The organism is Pseudoalteromonas rhizosphaerae (assembly GCF_902498845.1).
Classification (GTDB): domain Bacteria; phylum Pseudomonadota; class Gammaproteobacteria; order Enterobacterales; family Alteromonadaceae; genus Pseudoalteromonas; species Pseudoalteromonas rhizosphaerae.
In genome coordinates, this window is the sequence record NZ_CABVLM010000007.1 from 229,822 (window position 1) to 248,763 (window position 18,942).

The 18,942-nt window shown below is 40.9% G+C and carries 22 protein-coding genes; 10 read left to right on the forward strand and 12 right to left on the reverse strand.

Going from position 1 to position 18,942, the window contains the following annotated elements; genetic code table 11:
- Nucleotides 1–19 precede the first annotated feature (19 nt).
- Nucleotides 20–4,081, forward strand: coding sequence for a DEAD/DEAH box helicase (locus PSR9079_RS12905; protein WP_149981964.1), 4,062 nt, complete (start codon nt 20–22; stop codon nt 4,079–4,081).
- A 71-nt stretch (nt 4,082–4,152) separates the two neighbouring features.
- Here PSR9079_RS12905 and PSR9079_RS12910 read toward each other — a convergent pair whose 3' ends face one another.
- From PSR9079_RS12910 to PSR9079_RS12925, 4 genes are read right to left on the reverse strand one after another with little or no spacing between them, the layout of a single operon-like run.
- On the reverse strand, nt 4,153–4,908 hold the full coding sequence (locus PSR9079_RS12910; protein WP_145239853.1) for a phytanoyl-CoA dioxygenase family protein: 756 nt from the start codon (nt 4,906–4,908) through the stop codon (nt 4,153–4,155).
- A gap of 4 nt (nt 4,909–4,912) precedes the next feature.
- On the reverse strand, nt 4,913–5,503 hold the full coding sequence (locus PSR9079_RS12915; RefSeq protein ID WP_145239855.1) for a uracil-DNA glycosylase family protein: 591 nt from the start codon (nt 5,501–5,503) through the stop codon (nt 4,913–4,915).
- Nucleotides 5,493–5,867 (reverse strand): VOC family protein, encoded by a 375-nt coding sequence (locus PSR9079_RS12920; protein ID WP_145239857.1) that lies wholly within the window; start codon nt 5,865–5,867, stop codon nt 5,493–5,495. The genes PSR9079_RS12915 and PSR9079_RS12920 overlap by 11 nt, the downstream gene beginning before the upstream one ends.
- A gap of 46 nt (nt 5,868–5,913) precedes the next feature.
- Entirely contained in the window at nt 5,914–6,276 is a 363-nt protein-coding gene (locus PSR9079_RS12925; RefSeq protein WP_149981965.1) for a VOC family protein, read from the reverse strand.
- Between the two features lie 259 nt (nt 6,277–6,535).
- On the opposite strand from PSR9079_RS12925, the gene PSR9079_RS12930 reads away from it, so the two are divergent.
- From PSR9079_RS12930 to PSR9079_RS12940, 3 genes are read left to right on the forward strand one after another with little or no spacing between them, the layout of a single operon-like run.
- Nucleotides 6,536–6,880 carry a hypothetical protein gene (locus PSR9079_RS12930; protein ID WP_149981966.1) on the forward strand — a complete coding sequence of 115 codons (345 nt, stop codon included), beginning with the start codon at nt 6,536–6,538 and terminating at the stop codon, nt 6,878–6,880.
- Nucleotides 6,877–8,484 carry a PepSY-associated TM helix domain-containing protein gene (locus PSR9079_RS12935; RefSeq protein ID WP_149981967.1) on the forward strand — a complete coding sequence of 536 codons (1,608 nt, stop codon included), beginning with the start codon at nt 6,877–6,879 and terminating at the stop codon, nt 8,482–8,484. The genes PSR9079_RS12930 and PSR9079_RS12935 overlap by 4 nt, the downstream gene beginning before the upstream one ends.
- Nucleotides 8,484–8,819: a DUF3325 domain-containing protein gene (locus PSR9079_RS12940; protein WP_149981968.1), complete on the forward strand. Its 336-nt coding sequence runs from the start codon at nt 8,484–8,486 to the stop codon at nt 8,817–8,819. Before PSR9079_RS12935 ends, PSR9079_RS12940 begins: the two co-directional genes overlap by 1 nt.
- Before the next feature lie 300 nt (nt 8,820–9,119).
- Here PSR9079_RS12940 and PSR9079_RS12945 read toward each other — a convergent pair whose 3' ends face one another.
- Entirely contained in the window at nt 9,120–9,656 is a 537-nt protein-coding gene (locus PSR9079_RS12945; RefSeq protein WP_149981969.1) for a lipocalin family protein, read from the reverse strand.
- Between the two features lie 123 nt (nt 9,657–9,779).
- On the opposite strand from PSR9079_RS12945, the gene PSR9079_RS12950 reads away from it, so the two are divergent.
- From PSR9079_RS12950 to PSR9079_RS12960, 3 genes are read left to right on the forward strand one after another with little or no spacing between them, the layout of a single operon-like run.
- Nucleotides 9,780–10,229: a YaiI/YqxD family protein gene (locus PSR9079_RS12950; RefSeq protein WP_145239874.1), complete on the forward strand. Its 450-nt coding sequence runs from the start codon at nt 9,780–9,782 to the stop codon at nt 10,227–10,229.
- Nucleotides 10,226–10,768 (forward strand): DUF6942 family protein, encoded by a 543-nt coding sequence (locus PSR9079_RS12955; protein WP_149981970.1) that lies wholly within the window; start codon nt 10,226–10,228, stop codon nt 10,766–10,768. Before PSR9079_RS12950 ends, PSR9079_RS12955 begins: the two co-directional genes overlap by 4 nt.
- A gap of 53 nt (nt 10,769–10,821) precedes the next feature.
- Nucleotides 10,822–11,199 (forward strand): response regulator, encoded by a 378-nt coding sequence (locus PSR9079_RS12960; protein WP_149981971.1) that lies wholly within the window; start codon nt 10,822–10,824, stop codon nt 11,197–11,199.
- A 30-nt stretch (nt 11,200–11,229) separates the two neighbouring features.
- On the opposite strand, the gene PSR9079_RS12965 is transcribed toward PSR9079_RS12960, so the two are convergent.
- On the reverse strand, nt 11,230–12,141 hold the full coding sequence (locus tag PSR9079_RS12965; protein ID WP_149981972.1) for a LysR substrate-binding domain-containing protein: 912 nt from the start codon (nt 12,139–12,141) through the stop codon (nt 11,230–11,232).
- A gap of 113 nt (nt 12,142–12,254) precedes the next feature.
- On the opposite strand from PSR9079_RS12965, the gene PSR9079_RS12970 reads away from it, so the two are divergent.
- Entirely contained in the window at nt 12,255–12,560 is a 306-nt protein-coding gene (locus tag PSR9079_RS12970) for a hypothetical protein (protein WP_149981973.1), read from the forward strand.
- A gap of 50 nt (nt 12,561–12,610) precedes the next feature.
- Here the strand turns inward: PSR9079_RS12970 and PSR9079_RS12975 are convergent, their stop codons facing one another.
- Nucleotides 12,611–12,892, reverse strand: coding sequence for a putative quinol monooxygenase (locus PSR9079_RS12975; protein ID WP_149981974.1), 282 nt, complete (start codon nt 12,890–12,892; stop codon nt 12,611–12,613).
- Between the two features lie 240 nt (nt 12,893–13,132).
- Here PSR9079_RS12975 and PSR9079_RS12980 point away from each other — a divergent pair, with 240 nt between their 5' ends.
- Nucleotides 13,133–13,999, forward strand: a complete 867-nt coding sequence (locus tag PSR9079_RS12980; protein WP_149981975.1) for a LysR family transcriptional regulator — start codon at nt 13,133–13,135, stop codon at nt 13,997–13,999.
- A 202-nt stretch (nt 14,000–14,201) separates the two neighbouring features.
- Nucleotides 14,202–15,035 carry a substrate-binding periplasmic protein gene (locus PSR9079_RS12985; RefSeq protein WP_246175561.1) on the forward strand — a complete coding sequence of 278 codons (834 nt, stop codon included), beginning with the start codon at nt 14,202–14,204 and terminating at the stop codon, nt 15,033–15,035.
- A gap of 80 nt (nt 15,036–15,115) precedes the next feature.
- On the opposite strand, the gene PSR9079_RS12990 is transcribed toward PSR9079_RS12985, so the two are convergent.
- From PSR9079_RS12990 to PSR9079_RS13010, 5 genes are all read right to left on the reverse strand, one after another.
- A complete protein-coding gene (locus PSR9079_RS12990) occupies nt 15,116–15,826 on the reverse strand; it encodes a hypothetical protein (RefSeq protein WP_179959186.1) in 711 nt (236 codons plus the stop codon).
- 66 nt (nt 15,827–15,892) lie between these two features.
- On the reverse strand, nt 15,893–16,357 hold the full coding sequence (locus PSR9079_RS12995) for a HipA domain-containing protein (RefSeq protein WP_246175562.1): 465 nt from the start codon (nt 16,355–16,357) through the stop codon (nt 15,893–15,895).
- A 226-nt stretch (nt 16,358–16,583) separates the two neighbouring features.
- On the reverse strand, nt 16,584–16,871 hold the full coding sequence (locus PSR9079_RS13000; RefSeq protein ID WP_149981976.1) for a HipA N-terminal domain-containing protein: 288 nt from the start codon (nt 16,869–16,871) through the stop codon (nt 16,584–16,586).
- The gene (locus tag PSR9079_RS13005) at nt 16,855–17,175 is read right to left on the reverse strand and encodes a helix-turn-helix domain-containing protein (RefSeq protein ID WP_145242858.1); all 321 of its coding nucleotides are present in this window, start codon (nt 17,173–17,175) and stop codon (nt 16,855–16,857) included. The genes PSR9079_RS13000 and PSR9079_RS13005 overlap by 17 nt, the downstream gene beginning before the upstream one ends.
- Nucleotides 17,176–17,800: 625 nt before the next feature.
- Entirely contained in the window at nt 17,801–18,919 is a 1,119-nt protein-coding gene (locus PSR9079_RS13010; protein ID WP_149981977.1) for a Fic family protein, read from the reverse strand.
- Nucleotides 18,920–18,942 lie beyond the last annotated feature (23 nt).

Sequence of the window (18,942 nt, forward strand, 5' to 3'; positions counted from 1 at the left end):
GACTTTAATTATTGATTTTATGCCATTAAGTACTTTGCCGCCCGCCACAACTGATAACGACCAAAAACAACTGTGTGTATTACTTGCACTGATAATAAGTGGCTCATCGCATGGCTATGAGAACTCTGTCCAGCAGCTCACTAAACGTCTTTATAGTCACATTAAAAATGGCTATTCATTTTCTCAAGCTGAAGTCGCTAAATATACTAAACAACTCGAATCTAAAGATTTAATTTGGAAGCTCCCCTACGGACCAAACTTTCGTATATCAGTTAGCGCAGTTGCTTATGGAGCTATTAATGCGATAAAACATCAGCCAGTTCTATGGCATGCTTTTTTAACCGAAGCTACAAAAAGCTATTATTACCACGATCAAGCCGTGCACTTTCTGCACCTGCTATTTAATGATCTTGACCGCGCAAAAAGCGGAAAAAAACCGCTCCCTAGTGATTTATCACTTGAGCTTGATAGCGCTTTTGTTAATTTGCTCGCGCAATCACCATACAGCGAGCAACTGTGGCAATGCCTACCTGAGCAATGGCAACAGCTTTGCTTAGATAACTTTATCCGCGGTCAATTTTTCAACCTCACCAGTGAGCATGCATGGCCGACTCTGATTGCCAAAGCGCTCCCAACAACAGAGCTGAGAAAACGCATTTATCTGAATGAGAATTTAGCCATATTATTACAAGAAGATAATTTTGCTGAATTGCTAGATGATAAAAGAGACCGTGTTTTAGCCACTTTTTATGAAGCAAATACCAATGCCATCAAGGGTGAGTTTATTGATATTGCTTTGATACAGTATAAAAGCGCTTTAACTGCGTTTAGAAAAAACTTTGGCAAAGGCATCTATCCGACCGAGATCACCGGATTACTTTACACTATATGCCTATTTATCAGTGCAACCGCTGCAGATATTAAACAACTAAATACCTGTCGAAAATGGTATCAAAAAAATCTTGGGGAATTAAGCCACCCAAGCCAAGCGATTGATTATTTGCTGGAAGAGGATTTAGCTAACTATCAAAACCATCGTTTAAGCAACAGCTTAAGTCATCTACTTGGTAACCCGAATGCATTAGCGCCATTATTTTGCTTATTACTGGCAATTATTAAAAACGCCACAGACGAACAGGTAAATCATCTAAGGGGTGATACCGAACTGTTAAAACAGCTCAATAGCGCAATTAGTGCGCATCAACACTGGTTAGCTGAGCAATGCCAGCACTTAGTTAATTGGCTTAGCGATGACACACCATTACCCAATACTGGTTTATTACAGCACTTTACCCGCGTCCCACAATGGCAGCGTTGGCTTAATGATATTAGCCAAATTGATACGCCCACTGCGCAGCAACGAATTATATGGCAACTGGATTTAACCCATTTAGATTTACCGCTCATACAAGCCAAAGTACAGCAACTCAATGCCAAAGGCGAATGGACCAAAGGTCGTAAAGTAAACGCCCAAGAACTTGCTTATAGCCAGTATCAAGATGCATTAACCAGCGTCGATCATAACTTAGTACAAGTGCTCAACAACCATGCCGGTTTTGGTTATCACGAGATACACGCAACGGCTGCGGTATTACAAGCATTAATAGGGTTTAAAGGGCTTGAAGATCACAATGGACAGCCACTTACGCTGATCAAAGGCGAGTTTGTCATTGAAATTGCACAAGACAGCAATGATTGCTATAGCCTTGTAATGCAACCGAGTATCAGCGATCCGGACTGTGACTTTTTACTTATCCACAGCCATGCAAATTGTTACCAAGTATTCGCCATTGATGACAAACAGCTAAAATTACTGCAATTATTTGAGCAACAACCCAATAATTTAACCGAAGAAAAACTGCCACAACTGAATGCCGCATTACAAGTACTGGCAAACGAGCATCATATTAGTAGCCAACGTACCGAGTTTTCCCATATCAACAACGTACGCCAAGGCTTATGTGAATTTGCCGCAGTGATCGCTCTTACCCAATTAGGTATCAATATTAATTTTTATGCCATGCCAAATGGCGTAGATGGCCCTTGGGTTGAACCCGGTATTGGTGCTTTAACACTCGCACATACTGATGATGATCAAACCGACAGCATTGTAATTAAACGTGATTTAAAAGCAGAGCAAAAAGCATTTAGAAAATTACTGAAAAATATGGCCGGATTATTTGCTGATCGGCAATCACCGCAACATAATCAAATTCAACAGCAGTTTTATTTACCTGAAGATATTAGCCAAGCAATTGAGTTACTTGAAGCTGCGCAAAAAGCACAGTCTCTGGTATTAAGTTGGGACGAAACGAGCCAAGGCATGAGAGTTGCCAAAAGCCAGCACCTTTCTCTTAACTTAAATGATGATAACGATTGGTTAAGCGTCAGTGGTAAAATCTCACTCCCTAGCGGCCAAATATACGAATTACAAACTCTGCTTAAAGCCCCGCGCCGTGGCAGCATTTTAGAGTTTTCGGAAGGCAATTCATTATTATTGGATCAGCGTTTAACTAACTTATTAAATCGCTTAGAAGGGATGCAAAATATTGATAAGCACAACCCAAGTGATGAACTACGGATTGCCAACGCGCGTGCATTGCCTTTACACCAAAGCATTGCCGACTTAGGTGATGTCACATTTGGTGACAGCTGGAAAACGCGTTTAGCTAAATTTGAGCAAACTATCGACCCTACCTTACCTGCACATTTAGTCCATATTTTACGAGACTATCAAGTAGTCGGGGTAAAATGGCTAATGCAACTGGCCAACTGGGGACTCAATGCTTGTTTAGCCGATGACATGGGGCTGGGTAAAACCTTACAAACCTTAACCGTGTTACAAATGCGCAGTAGTTTAGGTGCCAGTGTAGTGGTTGCGCCAAAATCTGTGTGTCATAACTGGCAAGTTGAAACCGAGCGATTCGCGCCGGCTTTGCATGTAAAAATCATTGAAAACGCCACTGCATGCGCTGATATTCTCACAACGGCTGGTAAACACGATTTAGTGATCGTCAGTTATGGTTTACTGCCACTAATTGGTGAACAACTGGCGCAATTTTCTTTTGCTAATATTGTCTTTGACGAAGCACAAGCAATTAAAAACCCCTTGAGTTTAAGAGCTAAAGCCGCATTTGCACTCAATGGTCAATTTAAAATTGCCCTGTCAGGCACGCCAATCGAAAACCATTTAGGTGAACTGTGGAGCTTGTTTAACTTTTTAATGCCAGGCTTTTTACATACCCTGCCAGTATTTAAAAAGCGCTTTGGTAACGCCGATAAAAACCAACAACAAGCCGATACCCTGAAAACCCTCATTGCTCCATTTATCCTGCGTCGAACCAAACAAACGGTATTGACCGAGTTACCAGAAAAAACCGAAATAAACTTAACCTTCGCATTAAGTGAAAAAGAGCAAGCACTGTACGAAGCAACTCGTTTAAACGCACTTGAACAAGCAAATCAGGAAGACAGCCAATACATTACTATCTTGGCGTCATTAACTAAATTACGCCGCGCTTGTATTGCCCCGCAGTTGTTACTGGAAAATAGTAAGTTGCCATCGAGTAAACTCGACACTGCAGAAGCGATTATTGAAGAATTACTAGAAAACAACCACCAAGCGCTGATCTTCAGCCAATTTGTCGATGTGTTAAAACTGGTTGAAAAGCGCTTACAAAAACGCGGCATCGATTATTGTTATCTTGACGGCAGCATGAGTACTAACAAACGCAAACAACAAGTTGATAAATTTCAAGCAGGTCATGCACCACTGTTTTTGATCAGCTTAAAAGCAGGCGGCACGGGGCTTAATTTAACCGCTGCTGATTATGTACTGCATCTCGATCCGTGGTGGAATCCTGCGGTTGAACAACAAGCATCAGATCGTGCGCATCGCCTAGGGCAAACACGCCCCGTTACTGTGTACCGACTGATAGCACAAAATACCATTGAAGAAAAAATCCTGCAATTGCACGAACATAAACAAGCACTCGCAGATAAAGTACTCGCCGGCAGTGGTGATGCTGGGCAAATGTCTAAAGATCAACTACTGGCGCTGTTAAGTAACAGCGAAATGTAGCTCAGACCTGTTTATCTTTCGAGATTATTACAGCAGCCCATGTGGTTTTTAGGCAGGTCTATGTAGCGCGGTTATTCTTGGTGTGCCAAAGTAACCGCAAAGGCACTGGCATCTTCTAATGTCGAAAGCATCGCTGGAGTAGGCAAACAGATATCCTGAACAAAATGCAGTACGTGGGGCTGTGGCTCACCAAAAAGAATATCCAGCGCTAAGCGGTCTTTACCGTATAAACCACGGTGGATCATATTTGCCGAGAAAATTAATAAATCCCCTGCTTGCATTTCTATCACATGGCCGGTGGCTAAATCATCGCTGGTGTTGTTGTGATCAATAGCCAACCGAGTTGCCAGCTCATCAGGGGTATCCCAACGTCGATGGGTACCTGGTACTAACTCAATACCTGGCTCATCCTCAAGCGCAACCCGACAATGTATCACTTCAGGACCCGATAGCGCAGCTTGCTGCTCCGCCAAGCTTAAATGGTATTGCATATCACGATGCCAATAATTTTCTTGCTCAGGATTAACCGGATTAAAAAACAACTGGGTATTCATAAAGGCCGCTGATTCAAGTATCGAATCAACTTGAGCCATTAACTTATGGCTGGCAATAAACTTAAATAATACTAAGCGCTGGGCCTCATCTAAATAGGTATTTGCAGTTAAATAGGCACTATTAACCGCCTTGGTTTGATAAAACTGTTGATTATCTGCGATCCATTGCTGATGAAAACAATTGATCACTTCGCGCTCATGCACAAGTTCACGTTCAGTGTAAAAACCTTTTACATGAAAAAAACCATGCTGCTCAAATTGGGTATTGATCATCAAACTAATCATCCTCACATTGCAAAATTGCTTGAATAGTTTGCGCCAACTGAGGCACCACATCACGCTCAAACCAAGGGTTTTTAGTTAGCCAAATATTATTACGCGGACTCGGGTGCGGCAATGGCAAAACATCTGGCCAATACTCACGCCATGATTTTACTAACTCAGTGAGGGGTAAATGTTTTGTGTGTGGTAAATGGTACGCTTGGGCATATTTACCCAGCACTATGGTTAACTTAATATTGGGCAGTGCCGCTAAAAGCTGGGAACGCCATGCAGGTGCGCATTCTTTACGCGGCGCTAAATCGCCTGACTTACCTTTACCTGGATAACAAAAGCCCATCGGCAAAATAGCAACCTTAGTTGCATCATAAAAATCGCATGGCTTAAGCCCTAACCACTCGCGCAGCCGCTTACCACTGGCATCATCAAATGGAATGCCACTTTGGTGTACTTTAAGCCCCGGCGCTTGCCCTGCAATTAAAATACGCGCACTGGGATTAAATTGCAGCACCGGACGTGCCCCAAGCGCCAGCTCAGATTCACAGATCACGCATTGACTAACTTGCTTTAACAAGGTGCTAGCCATCATCACTGCTTTGCCCTATTCGCCACAGCACACCACTTGGATCATAAATAACAAAATCAATCATTTGCCACGCTTGCAAGCTTGGCTCAGTAATTTTTATATTATATTTTTGCGCCAACCCCGCACTTGTTAATTTATCATGCCATGCTGTCACATCTGCAACTAATAAGTGCATCATAAAATTTTTAGCGTGCTCTGGATTATAAAAATTTTGCAGTAAAAAACTACAGTCTCCGTGGTAAAAGTACGCCATATCTGGGGTTTCCCACGCGACTTGAAAGCCCATATGCTGATAAAACGCACAACTAAGCGCAAAATCTTTTGCTGGTACAAATGCTTTAATTTCTTCGCAACTCAAATCTGTCATTCAATTTCTTTCCTTGAGTTAGTAAAATTATGATCTGTTTTTGCGTTCAATTATGTTCTGACCACACTGCAAATTCATTGCCACTGGGCTCGGTAAAATGGAATCGGCGGCCCCCTGGAAAATCAAAAATTGGTTTTATAATACTCCCGCCATGTTGCTCTACTTTAGCCTGTGTTTGCGCAATATCCTCGCTATAAAATACTAATAAAGCTGCGCCATGTTGCGTTAATGAGCTAAGTGGTGCTTGATAAAAACCGCCATCAAGCCCAGCTGTATCAGCACTAAATGACGTATATTCGGGGCCATAATCAATAAACTGCCAATCAAAAACCGCACTAAAAAATGCCTTAGTGACGATTAAATCTGCTGCGGCAAATTCAACATAATTAAGTTTTTTGTGTGCTGACATAGTACTCCCTAAAAAATTAATGTAACGGCTTATAGCCTTCCAATCACTAAGCATACAAGCAGTTGAAAAATTTGCGAACTTTTCAATTAAAACAGCAAATGATAAAAGCAGATCATCATTTTACTAAGTAAATATACTGAGTATTATTGCGCTGTCGTCGCGACAAACAACAAAGAAAATACGAATCACTATCTTTTCTGTATCTAGAATATATAATACCCCCTTTATTCGCCCCCATTTGGGACTTTGAGGGATCATCATGCACGCTCAATCTATCAAAAACAGCCAAACACTCTCTATAAGATCTAAATTAAGCCAAGCTTATCAAGCCCATGCTTACTGTTTTGCTGTTATCTCACGCTTTTTTGCCGCCATTGTTGGTGGTTATACCTTTACTGCCGTGTTTACCGCGTTACTGAGTATTATTTTACCGCTGAAAAAATCAGATGCTGTACTGCTTAGTATCAGCCTGACTATTTTAGTGTACAGCTGCGTGTTTATTTGGGCGTTTGCAGTTAAGTCATTACCTAAAATATGGATCACTATTTTACTAACTACTTCAGGGTGTGCTCTGATCTTATCATTACTAAAGGGTTGGCTATGAAAGAGAGTTTTTTCCGCTCCATGACCTGGATGCATACTTGGGTTGGATTATTAGTATGCTGGCTACTCTATTTAATATTTTTTGCCGGCACGGTGAGTTTTTTTCGGGACGAAATAACGCTATGGAATCAACCAGCACTGCACAATGTACAAGCGCCTGAACAGCGTGTAGCGCAACAGCGTAGCCAAATTATCAGTGGTATTAATTACCTACAAAATGCAGGCCCGGAGTCTACGCGTTGGGGAATTTACTTGCCCACAGAGCGAAAACCGCAGCTTAACTATGCTTATGAAAAGCCTCGTCCTGAAGGGAAGCGTTTTGGTGGTTGGCAAGAGCACAATATCAACCCACAAACAGGCGACGAAATAGCACAAACAAGAGACACCAGAGGTGGTAACTTTTTTTATCGACTGCATTTTGACCTACATTACATTGATGTACGCACAGCCCGTTGGATTGTCTGCTTTGCGAGCTTATTTATGTTGGTAGCGCTGATATCTGGGGTGGTGATCCACAAACGTATTTTTAAAGATATGTTTAGCTTTCGTGCCAATAAAGGCAGCCGCAGTTGGTTAGATGGTCATAATGTATCGTCAGTATTGGCGTTACCTTTTCATATTATGATCACCTATACAGGCCTAATCACGCTAATATTTATGTTATTCCCCTATCCAGCAATGACCGCATACGAAGATGGTATTCGTGGTTTATTTAACGATGTGTCACCCACTAATGTGCGCACCAAAACTAGCCCAGATAGCGCCCCATTAATAGCCATCGATACTATTTTAGATCAAGTTTATACTAACTGGCCTGATGCTGACTTAACACAAATATCAATTCGTGATCCAAATAAAGCCTCAGCCACAATTACAGTCCGTGCAGATACCGCTAGCCTAGTTCGCGACCAAACACCCACCTTATTATTTAACGGTGTAGATGGCAGCTTAATAGCTAAAACTGCTGCCCAATTAACCAATACAGAAGTGTTCTATGACTCGCTAACAGCCCTACACACAGGCCGTTTAGCTAACCCATTATTACGCTGGTTATACTTTTTATGCGGCGTAGCTGGCTGTGTAATGATAGCAACTGGCTGTATTATGTGGGCTAAGCGTATTCGCGAACGCATGAAAAAAGACCAACCCGCTACAATTGGCTTAAAGTTGGTAGAAGGGTTAAACCTTGCCACATTAATGGGCTTACCACTTGCAACCTGCGCATTTTTTATTGCCAACCGGTTACTGCCTATGACAACCCCTGAGCGCGCAGATAAAGAAATACTTGCATTTTTTGTGACTTGGCTAGCTGTTGCTTTGTTTGCGCTATTTAAACGCGCAAGACCGCAGTGGATTTTACTCGCGTGGATCAACGGTATCGCCTGTATCAGCGTGCCTGTTATTAATGCTCTTACCACCAATGGCAATCTAATAAGCTACTTGCTAAACGGCCAATGGGCGTTGTTTAGTTTTGATTTAATGTGCTTAGTATTTGCAGCCTTATTTGTAATTCAGGCCAAAAAAATACCAACTCACACTCCGGCGAAAACACCCCAACAACGGGCGCGCCGTTCAGCAAAAACCAAGTTACAGGAGCAATCATAATGCATGAATTACTGCAATTGAGCCTATGTTTACTGGCATTTAATTGTTTTGCTTTGGCTAAATTTAATCATTACCGTGATGTATTTAAAACCCGCCCTAGCGACAAACTCAGTAAACAGTTTTTGATCGCTGCTTGGATCAGTATTTTACTAAGCTTAGTACTGAGTGTTGTACAACATAACGGCTACGGCGCTTTACTATTTTGTGGTTATATGGCGCTAAGTGTCTTAATATTAATGATTTTTTATAGCTTCAAAGCATCTTGGGTAAAAATAATGAGTGCTTTAAATATCACCGTTGTAATGCTCAGTGGGCTGTTTTTAACTGTTTTTTAAGCTTAGTTAGTAAAAATATGATCTGAGCAAAAAAAAAGGCAAACTAACTTAGTTTGCCTATATCCAAATGATTTGGTTATAAATAGCAGGGGGATACTCATGTTACAAATAGCTTGATTGAAGCTATTGCCAATCAAGCTATGTGGAACATAATATCCCTCTAATGTGTCATATTTATTACCTAGTAATTACTTTTTAATATAAAAAAATAAAACCTATTACTGTGTAGTCGTAGCAAAGTCAAAGTTACACACGCCGCCCTACATAGCTATTCTCTATCACTGTAAAGGGGATTTACAGTCATGGTGTACTGTTCTGTTTAACCATAATCAGGTTGTCTGTATCAAAGCCTTTTTGCTGCGCAAGCACTTTAAAGTCAGCTAAGCGTTGCTCACTCACTGTGGGGGTACGCGATAATAGCCACAAATAATCGTTATTGTAGCCAGATACGTACGCATATTGGTAATTTTGTTGGTCTAACTTAAATACAATATAAGAGCTGTAAAAAGGACCAAAAAACGATACTTTTAAATGACCAACATCATTGCTATCAACAAATTTCGCAGTACCTTGAGCCTCACTCCATTTGTTTTCCTCGCTATTAAAACCACGGTTTAGCACAGTTACAGAGCCATCATCGTTAATTGTATAATCCGCTGTTATATTATCTAAACCCCGCTCAAAAGAGTGATCTAATCGGGCTATTTCATACCACTTACCTTGGTACTGTTCGATGGAAAAAGGACTCACTGGTGCAACCTTATCGGGCATGCCAGTACAGCCAAGCAGTAAACTACTGACGAACAGAGTAAGAGTGATAAATAATTGATTTTTCATCGTTGATTCCTTGATAGTTAATTAGGCCACCAACGCAGTAAAGCATAAAAAGTTCACTTAATACTAGTTGTTCTAAAAGCCTTAGGTTAGGATCATTTTTTTACTAACTATTAGAAGTTAACAATGAAGATATGGGTTGATGCTGACGCCTGTCCAGTGGTGATCAAAGAAATTTTGTTTCGTGCCGCAGAGCGTACGCAAACTGAAACAATTTTAGTCGCTAATCATGCAATGCGTATTCCGCCTTCAAAATACATTAGCCGGTTGCAGGTCTCATCAGGGTTTGATGTGGCTGATGACGAAATCGTCAAACGTATTGCAGCCAATGATCTAGTGATCACCGGTGATATTCCGCTAGCATCAGAAGTAATCGATAATGGCGGCCAAGCGCTAAATCCTCGCGGCGAACTGTATACCAGTGAAAATATTCGCTCGTTACTAAATGTGCGCGATTTTATGGATACTATGCGTTCAAGTGGCGTTGAAATGAACGGCGGACCGCCACCGCTTAGCCAAAGTGATCGTCAAAACTTTGCTAATAATCTAGACCGCATTCTAGCTAAAAATAAATGAGTAAGGCTGCAAGTAATATAGGCTTTGGTGACCCAGCTTTTACAGTCGCTGTGTATATAGCGAATGTACCAGCGATGCCACAGTATACCAACCTAAGTACAGTGACGTCATGTGTGGATGGACAAATTGCCAGCATCAACCAAGCCTGTGGTAATGGCTGGCGTAAAGTATTTAATGTATATGCTAAAGTGTTATTTGCACTGCCTAGCGAGTATTACCAATTCGCCAAACTCGCCCCGACTTGGCAACACTATCGAGATGAACAACTGCTGCAGCCTAATAGTCAAACAGCCTTACTTTTTAGCCCTCCGGTTTTAAACAACAATAATACCTTGCATATTATTGCCGGACGCACCTATGCTAAAGCATTGCTTCAGCAAGGGCACCTAAAGTGCCAATTACAGTGGTTAGATGAAGAATTTGCTATCGATAAAGTAAACAAGTTGATTGTGTGCCCATACTTTGATTACCGCCAACTAAGCAATATAAAAATAGCGCGACTTAGTCAGCTAGTTGCCCAGTGTTTTGTGGCAGAGTAAGACTTTGTTAACTAACCTTAAGGTAATTTGCATATAATGGACAATTTAACTTTATGAAAATCCTCGTCGTTGACGATATGCCTTTGATGCGCCATGTATTAATAAATATGTTAAGAAAACTAAATTATCACGATATTGTTGAAGCGACTGATGGAATACAAGCATTAAGTTTATTACAAAACCAAGGCTATGATTTAGTTATCACCGACTTGCATATGCCAAAAATGGATGGCAAAACTTTACTCAATCGTATTCGTGATGACCAAGAGTTAGCCGAAATCCCGGTGTTAATGATCACCTGCGAAGACAGCTCCACAGCAATCAAAGAAATTATCGCCGCGAAAGTGTCAGGCTTTATTGTAAAACCTTTTAATTTAAATGTGTTAGATAGCCAGTTAAAGAAAGTTATGAAGTTAGAAAATAGAAATTGAGAAAGTTAGTTAGCCAATCTCAACGCTGTATTACTTTAAACATTGTTTAAGTGCGTCATCATCTTGCTGAAATCTAGATAATAACCAAGCTTGAAAAGCGATTACCTTTGGCCAATTAAAATGCTCCTTAGGGCCCACTAAATAATATTTATAGTGGCAGTTATATTCAAAATTAGGGTAAACTTCTAACTGCCCGAATTTGATATGGGACTCAATTAAACGTCGCCTCACTAACGCAATTCCTTGACCCGCCAACGTCGCTTGGATCACCAAGGCTGCGTTATCGATTTCTAAAAATACCGGCATTGCTGTAGTACTAATGTTTAATTCAGCCGCTAATGTTTGCCAACCACGCTCTGCATCAGGGCAAACATCCATAATTAACTGCTGTTGTAATAATTGCGCCCTTAAAGGTAATTGTGGGGTAAGCAACCCTGGTTTATAAGCCAGTAACAAACTGTCATCAGCGACCAACTCACTGTGTAACTCGGGATATTGCCCTAACCCAAAACGAATGCCTAAATCAACCTGACCAGAGGCAAAATTTGCATGTTGATCGCTAGGATCAATACGTAAATGAATGCCAGGATGGTGACGTTGAAAATCATTAATATGTTGCAATAACCAACCACTGGCAAACGAAGGTAAAACCGATAAATTTAAACTATGTGGATTTGTATCTTGGCTTAACGAATTAATCCCAGATTGAAAATGACTAAACCCTTGCAAGATAGCCGGGAGCAATTGTTCGCCTTGGCGTGTTAGTTCTACAAATCGAGTTTGCCGCTTAAATAACCGACATCCTAAATGAGCTTCTAACAACCTGATTTGTTGGCTCACCGCAGCTTGGCTAACAAATAATTGTTCCGCAGCCAACTTAAAGCTACCCAATTCAGCCGCATGCTTGAAATACCAGAGACTTTTTAATGGGGGTAGAGTCATAGCCATTCACAATTAAGAAAAACTAAAGCATAAGCAATTTTTAATCGTTTGTCAGCTTTTCTACATCAGGCAATACTTATATTACCAACCAAGCAAAATGAAGAGTTAACACAATGAAATATTTAATTATATTAGTTATTACATTAATTAGCTTTAGCAATCAAGCGCAAGCTAACACCACAATAAAACTTGATACCGATGAAGGCTACCCATACATAAACTTAATCAACAAAGCACAAAGAGTCGAATTACGTTATGTTGAAAATGATCATCAAGTGACCTGTAAAGTCAGTGTGCAAACCCTGCATAATCAATATATGGGGAAAGAGCAAACCGTTTCAGCTAAGCAATTTAAAAAGCAACCAATGGCGGCATGCTTAACTCGTATAAAAGCCAAGCAGATACTAAATATGTTATAAGCGATGGGAGCTTTATGTCGTTACTCCCAGCAACATAAAGCGCCTATTTCTCAGATTTCAGCTAAGTTATTTATTTCCACGGCTTTCGCTAATGCACTCTCATAAAATGTAAAAACCTGTTTTGTATAAGCTTGTTGATAATGCTCATCAAGTGCTTGTTGCGATATAAACCGCTCAACCAAAAATAAGCATGTTTGATTATCACCCGTGTATAACTCAAAGCGAATACAGCCCACTTCAGCTAAAGTGGGTGCCACAATCGCTTGTAATTTACGTTTACACTCAGCGAACAACGCTGTCTTTGGGGTAATTTTAGCTACTATATTAATCATAAAATCTCACTACTTTCAAAGAAATGCATTCAATGCATTGAACCGGCAATCATAAAACGTTAGGGTTAAAGCTAAATTTAAATAAGTTGCCCATACTCCGAACAAAAACAACATAAAAAGCCATATCAACTTGATTAATGTAAAATGAATTTTCATAGTTGCGTCTATGCCCTACTACTATATTTTGATAGCAGTCGTTAAAATAGTGACCAAAATGCAAACTAAGATTGAGAAAATAACATGCTAGACGACCTGTATTTATTTACCGAAGTTGCGCGGCGCAAAAGCATGAGCCAAACAGCAACAGCGCTTAATTTAAATTTATCGACCTTATCGCGACGCATTCAAGCATTTGAACAAAAGTTAGGCACGCCACTATTACAGCGCAGTGCAAGAGGAATTTTACTCACCAGCGCGGGGCAGCATATTTATGACTCGCTCGCGAACTCTGTTTTAACACTTTCGAGTCAGGTTGAGCAGGTAATAAGTAAACAAAATATCAACGAAGAATTTTATCTACTATGCCCACAAAACCTGATTGCTGGGCCACTAATGAGCGCAATTAGTGCGTTTCAAACATCACACGCTCAGCTCAATTTGCATATTTATCCAAATAACTTAAACAGTCAGCTTAGCCAACAGCGCTTTAATTTAGCGATACGAATTGGCGAACAACAAGATTCAAGCTTTTATCAAAAGCGGCTCGGCTCAATTGCCACAGCGGTAATTACTAAAAAACAAACGGCACCGCAAAATCGCCTAATTTTGCCCTACACCGATAAACAACTTTCAGCAGCGCTGCTCAGCGAATTAAAGAGCTGTTTTGAGCATATCACCTATTGCTACGACATAACCATTGCACGCCAGCTAGTGCAATCGGGTGTGGGAGCTGGCTTATTGCCGATGAGCGAAATTGCCAGCTTAAACGCCAAGCAACAGTTTGCTTATGTAGCGCAAAACATACCGCTACCCGCTCGCCCAATTTACGCCATGTGGGCGCATACTCGCACGCCATCAGCCACCGCCAATAAGCTGATCACCAATATTCAGCAAGCAATCGCAGAGCAGCCCTGCTTACAAGGTGAAATAGTACCGCTCGGTAATTAATTTGCGCAGCCAAACTCTGCGATTAAAGCGCCGTTGTCAGCGTTGTTTACTTTGCTTCACACCACAACCAGGTTTCACTCATCAGACAACTCATATAAGTCGCACACAAGTTTATTAACTAATTCGCTTTTGAGTGATCGCTACTGTAGTATCATAAATGAGGAATTTATAACCAATGCAGATATTTTTACCATGATCATAAATGCTAAATTACACAATGCGAACAGCTAAACGATTACGCAACATATGCAAAGCCAGTCTGTTACTACTGTTGTGTGTAAGTAACGCCACTAAAGCAGTACCGACAGCGCAAAGTATTGACTCAACGACAATTCAACTTAGCGCAGGTGAATGGCCGCCTTTTCTCAGTGAATCGCTGCCATACCAAGGTGTAGTAGCACATTTAATTCGCGATATATTTGCTGAAGCAGGCATTACCGTTAACTTTACATTTTTACCTTGGTCACGTGCATATCACGATACCGAAAATAACAAATATGCCGCTACTGCGGTATGGATGTTCAGTGACGAAAGAGCAACTGTTTACTTATATAGCGAACCGGTACTCAGTGAACGATTTGTGTTTTTTTATCAAAAGCAGCGCCATTTTGATTGGCAAAATATTGCAGATTTAAAAGGCCTATTGCTCGGTGGTGGGCTTGGCTATAGTTATGGCCCAGAGTTTGATAAAGCCCTTGCCGAAGGCTCTTTTGAAATGTCCCGGGTAGGTAATACCGAGCAAAATTTTCGTCGTTTAGCACTAGGGCGTATCGACGCCTTTGCTGAAGAGCAAAGTGTTGGTTACTTTACCCTCAAACATCAACTACCCGAGCTTGTTAATGTTATTAGCCACCACCCCAAACCCCTGTTAATTAATAAAAGCTTCTTACTATTTCCAAAAAATAGCAGCGAAAGTGAAAAACTACTCAACACCTTTAATCAGTACTTATTACAGTTTAAGCAAAACGGCCGTTACCAAGCTTACTTTAAAGGTTTAGAGCAAGGCGATTATCTTCCCCAAGTCAAACCACAGTAACGAGTTAACCCGTAGTTCATACTTTACGTGACAATAAGCCTAACCTAACCCAGCGTTTACTTAGAGCGACTTGTTTGCACTTAATCTTTAAACCAGCGGTAAGCGCCAAAAACTCCCATAAAGGCAAGGCAACCAACAGCCACTAATTGCCAAACTTTGTAGTTATAGCCTTCATTTTCCAAAGCAACTGTATTCAAACGGGTATCAGCTTTTGACACTGGGGTTAGCGTCATCGAATGTGTAATTGTGGCTATTGCAGTAGTATTTTGTTGAGATAAAACAACCGTTGGCTGTTTAACATTCGCGCTTGCTTTGCTTGGTGCTTGCCACTGGGCTTCAAATTTTGCACGCTGCTCAGCTCGATTTTCACTGCACCAAACAAAGTCAGTTTGTTGCATTTCTTTAGCACGGCAGCGCTCAGGGTATTGGTAAAAGCTACTCCACGCGAGTCGCTTGCTATCACTGTCGTATGTTTTACTATAGACCGTTGAATCATGAACTTTTTTAGTTAATAAATCATTCGCAGATGAGCGAGTATAAGTTCGTGAACCTGAACTGTAGCTCCTCCCATTAGTTGGGCTTATGCAGTGACGACCCAATATTTCAAACAACTCAGTTGAGCGCCTGCGTAAACGCTCACCTTCAGCTGCCTTATATCCTGCCCTCATTCTATCCTGAACTTTTTCTCGCTCGGCTTTAATAGCATCACACCGTGATTGCGAATACTGCTCTGCGGCCAATGTGCTATTGGTTGAAATCACGCAGATAGCCAATAAAATCCTTTTAATCATATATACATCACTGTCGTTAAATTAGGGATAGCGTAGCATTTTTTACGCTAGCAGCAAGACTTTCAATTAGAAGTTTCCGACAACTATTCGCCTATCAAAACGATCGATAACAAAGGCCCGCATTTCACCATAGCTACGCAATTCAACGTCAGGCACATCAAGTCCTGCGCCTCTTGCCAGCAACATAGTAAATAACTCATTTACGGCAATGAAAGGCGCAGCGCCCGTTTCAAACTTAAATATTTTATTAGAGCATAATTCGCCTTCACCAAACCCCAGCCTGCCGTCGATTTCGAGTAAATTAAGCTTATCTTGAACCCCAGCGACAGAGAGCCTCGTTCGCCCGTCCCATAATGTAATAGGCTCGCCCGCTTGCTTAAAACGGTTCAGCTTTTGACTCAATTGGTGATTCGTTACTTCACGAAAAGATGTTTGCTTTACTGCACGGTTACTTGCTCTAAACGATAAAGCACCCGATGTTTCTTCGCCAATCACTTTAATTAAGCCAAGGGTATACTCAAACCACTTCAAGATGCAGAATTCAGCGTTTCACAGGAGCTTAATATCAAGGCGTTACTTTGCAAGAATGGCAGTCCCTTTTAAGAAGTAACAACGCTGAGAGTAAGTGCCTGTGAAACGCCCAGCGGGTTGGTTTAAAAGCAATTTATACTGCGTTATTGATTTTAACAATAGAACCACTATTACTTGCAATCAATGCCTTGCCTAAATCGCTTTTAATTCCAACTGAAACTCGTATCTAGAGGTAGTTTGAGTATGTATTCTTAGAAATAGTCGTACTGCTAATTATTTCCTCAAGGCCTTTCCCCTCAGGCAATAAGTTTTGCAAATAATTACGTACTGCACGAGAGTCAAAATCGCCATTGAGTGGCAAATTTGGTGAAACTGCAAAACCCTCGTTGATCCATTTAGCCTCATAAGTAAATGAAATCTCATTTTCAGAGCCTATTGCCAGCGTTATCTCAGCCACTTTTTGCGATTGACCGATAAACACATCTAAACGATTGGTGTTAGTACCACTGTTCATCACTCACCTCATCATTGCTATGAGCTATATCATCACTGACAAGGCTGAACGACAACCCTAAATACTCCATAACTTTTAGTACATTATGCAGTTGCACAGTTACATCACCTTTTTCTATTTTTATTAGCGTAGGCTTAGAAATAGCAAGCGCTTGTGATACATCCACTAATGTCAGCTTCATACCAGTTCGCTTTGCAGTAATGGCTTTAGCCAGCTGCATGGGTGAAAATGGCTTAGAAAGCTCAGGCATTTCAGTACGCTTAACAACTCTTCCGAGTGTTTTTTTGACGGAGGAATCGCTCATTTATGGTCAACTATAGTTTACTTATACAACCAATTCTAGAATACCTTAAGAAAAAGTCAACGATACTTTACTTTTAGACTAAATAATTAATCAACAAGACCATAAGTAATATACATTTAACTTATGGTGGCTTGTAATTAAATTAAAACCCATAAGTAAATTTTAATTGACTAGTTTATAGCGTAAAACTGGTAAGTTGAAAAACGGGCTACGGATTAATCCTAGAGGCTAGTCACTTCCCTAAAACCTAGCGCCTTTATCTTGCCTGTGATTGTTTTAAAACCAATTTTACCACCGAGCTCACCGAGGCGCGGCGCTACACAGAGAAGATAAAAAGTGCTTCGAGCTACGAATTAACCCTAGCCCCTAGTCACTTCCCTAGAACCTAGCTCCTGTTACTACCGTAGGCGTTAAGCTTGCTGACGCGAAAAACGCAATTTTTGAATAGGTAGATGCGATTTTATATCGCGCTTGGGTTTATAACCGTTGAACCAAAACAAAGGGTTAATGGCAACGTATCCCCATAAACACAGCCATAGAGTCATTACTAACACAAACTTTTCAATTTGCGTTTTTAACACAGCACTTATAATTATTATTCGCCTCACTAAATGAGGCAATAAATTCACTTAATTGCCTCACTGTGTGATTGCGTTACAGCATAACGTGTACTTCGCCCCCCAGCTGCAGTTTTTGCAATAAACCCCAACCTCTGCAAATCAGCTAAATGGCGCGTAGCGGTAGCGCGGCTCACCTTAGCTACTTTTTGATATTGGCTAGCACTTATACCGTGCTCAAACTGACCATCAAGTAATTTATTAAGCACTTTTACTTGTTGTTCATTTAGCTTTGTTTGGTCTTTACTAAGCCAATAGTTACTTTTAAAAACTGTTTGCTCAATATTTTTTAGCGTATGCTGTATTGCTTTATTAAGCGTGCCCAAAAACCAGCAGATCCACTGCGTAATGCAAAGATCGCCGCGTTGGGTCGCTTCAAGTACTTCGTAATAGCTTTTTCTGTCCTTTAAAATAGCCACCGACATCGCATAAAACCGGATTGCCTCGGCATGCTCTTGCGCCAGTGCTAAGTCAGTAATAAGTCGCGTAATACGCCCATTACCATCCTCAAGTGGATGTAAAGTTACAAACCATAAGTGTGCTATAGCTGCGCGAATAAAAGGATCTAGCGTTGTGTCATTATGACTGCTGTTAAACCAATTAAAAAAAACCGATAGCTCACTTTCAATCCGCTCTCTAGGTGGCGCTGTAAAATGTAATACCGGTTTATCTAATCGTCCCGACACCACTTGCATTGGCTCGTTACCACGTAATTGGCCACCTTCTATTTGCGTAAATAAACTCTGTTCACTGGCAAACAATAAACGATGCCAATTAAGTACTCGCTCTAAATCAAGTGGAGTATGGGTATTATTAATTGCATCTAACATCATTTCAGCAAGGTTATCACTTTGCACTGTAGTTGGATAAGGCTGCTCATCAATGTGGAGTTTTTTAGCAAGTGACGAGCGTACAGAAAATGCGTTAAGCTTCTCCCCCTCAATTGCACTTGAATGAATAATATTAGCGAGTAAGGTATCAAGCGCTTGCTGCTTTAATTTAACGTTTTGCAAGCCCATTTGCCCCATTAACAGCCCTTGGTTATAAGTGACTTCACGCAAAAGCGGCGCCAATGCTTGTTGATCCCAACTAAAATCAGGCCAGTTTTGCTGCTGCCATATCCACATTATTATTCACCTCAAGATTAATT